At 69.4% G+C, this 2,022-nt stretch carries 2 protein-coding genes and 1 pseudogene; all 3 read left to right on the top strand.

Annotation, left to right across the window (positions count from 1 at the left end; translation table 11 throughout):
- Nucleotides 1-210: pseudogene (locus A9W96_RS01170) on the top strand (hypothetical protein); the annotation flags it as partial.
- A 56-nt stretch (nt 211-266) separates the two neighbouring features.
- Nucleotides 267-1,556 (top strand): phosphopyruvate hydratase, encoded by a 1,290-nt coding sequence (eno, locus tag A9W96_RS01165; RefSeq protein ID WP_066871767.1) that lies wholly within the window; start codon nt 267-269, stop codon nt 1,554-1,556.
- 20 nt (nt 1,557-1,576) lie between these two features.
- Nucleotides 1,577-2,022, top strand: a 446-nt coding sequence (locus A9W96_RS01160) for a septum formation initiator family protein (protein ID WP_197499363.1), incomplete at its 3' end; no start/stop codon positions are given.

Below are 2,022 nucleotides of genomic sequence, written 5' to 3'. Positions count from 1 at the left end.
GGTGTCGACGCTCACAACGACGGGCGCGTCAGCCCGGACAACATCGACGACGCGGCCCTCGCCGCGGCCGGTTACCTGTGTTGGCGCGGAAAGGATCTCGCCACGCCGCGCGGCTGGATCACCGCGCTGCGGGCCTACAACAACTCCGGGGTGTACGCCCGGGCGGTCCGCGATTGGGCCACCGCCTACGCGAAAGGTCACCCGTTGTAGCAGGATGTATCGCTGACCGGCGAAGCACGCACCGGCTACGACGCAAGGAGAACTCAGTGCCGATTATCGAGCAGGTCGGGGCCCGCGAGATCCTCGATTCCCGCGGTAACCCGACAGTCGAGGTCGAGATTGCCCTGATCGACGGAACGTTCGCCCGCGCCGCGGTGCCCTCCGGCGCGTCGACGGGCGAACACGAGGCCGTCGAGCTGCGCGACGGCGGCGAGCGGTACGGCGGCAAGGGCGTGCAGAAGGCGGTGCAGGCCGTGCTCGACGAGATCGGCCCGGCGGTGATCGGCCTGAACGCCGACGATCAGCGGTTGGTGGACCAGGCGCTGCTGGATCTGGACGGTACGCCCGACAAGTCGCGGCTGGGCGGCAACGCGATCCTGGGCGTCTCGCTGGCCGTGGCCAAGGCCGCCGCCGATTCCGCCGAGCTGCCGCTGTTCCGCTATCTCGGCGGCCCGAACGCGCACATCCTGCCGGTGCCGATGATGAACATCCTCAACGGGGGCGCGCACGCCGACACCGCCGTCGACATCCAGGAGTTCATGGTGGCGCCGATCGGTGCGCCCAGCTTCGCCGAGGCGCTGCGCTGGGGCGCGGAGGTGTATCACGCGCTGAAGTCGGTGCTCAAGAAGGAGGGCCTGAGCACCGGCCTGGGTGACGAGGGCGGTTTCGCCCCCGACGTGGCGGGCACCACCGCGGCCCTGGACCTGATCAGCCGGGCTATCGAGTCGGTCGGGTTCAAACCCGGCGCCGACGTGGCGCTGGCGCTCGACGCGGCGGCCACCGAATTCTTCACCGAGGGGACCGGCTACAAGTTCGAGGGCAGCACCCGCACCGCCGCGCAGATGGCCGACTTCTACGCCGGGCTGCTCGGCTCGTATCCGTTGGTGTCCATCGAAGACCCGCTGTCGGAAGACGATTGGGACGGCTGGGCGACCCTGACCGCGTCGATCGGTGACCGGGTGCAGTTGGTCGGTGACGACATCTTCGTCACCAATCCCGAACGCCTGGAAGAGGGCATCGACAAGGGCGTGGCAAACGCCTTGCTGGTCAAGGTGAATCAGATCGGCACGCTGACCGAGACGCTGGACGCCGTCGCGCTCGCCCACCACAGCGGCTATCGCACGATGATGAGCCACCGCAGCGGCGAAACCGAGGACACCACCATCGCCGACCTGGCCGTGGCCGTGGGCAGTGGGCAGATCAAGACCGGCGCACCGGCCCGCAGCGAGCGCGTCGCCAAGTACAACCAGCTGCTGCGGATCGAGGAGGCGCTCGGTGACGCCGCCCGCTATGCCGGCGACTTGGCCTTCCCTCGTTATGCGGTGGAGGCGAAATAGCTTGACGCGCAACGGTTGACATGGCTGACGCGAAACGGCCCGACTCCAAACGGCGCTCCCCGGCCTCGCGCCCGGGGAAGGCCGGGGATACGGGTCGGCGCCGTCGCTCGGCCAAGCCGTCCTCCAAGCCGTCGTCGCGGACGTCGCCCACCGCGAACCAGGCCGGCCGCGCCACGGCGCGAACGCAGCAAGAACATGTCGTCGAGCCCATCGTGCGCCAGGCCGCCGAATCGGTGGAGCAGCGCTCCGAGCAACGGCTGGGTTTCACCGCGCGCCGGGCGGCGGTGCTTGCCGCGGTGATCTGCGTGCTGACGTTGACCATCGCCGGACCGGTGCGCACCTACTTCGCCCAGCGCACCGAGATGAATCAGCTGGCCGCCACCGAGGCGGCGCTACGGCGTCAGGTCGCGGAGTTGGAGCAGCGCAAGGCCAAACTCGGTGACCCGGCCTACATTGCGGCGCAGGC

Source organism: Mycobacterium sp. 1245852.3 (assembly GCF_001669335.1).
Lineage (GTDB): Bacteria > Actinomycetota > Actinomycetes > Mycobacteriales > Mycobacteriaceae > Mycobacterium > Mycobacterium europaeum_A.
Note: the sequence above shows the minus strand (reverse complement) of the source record. Positions and strands in the feature narration are given on the sequence as shown.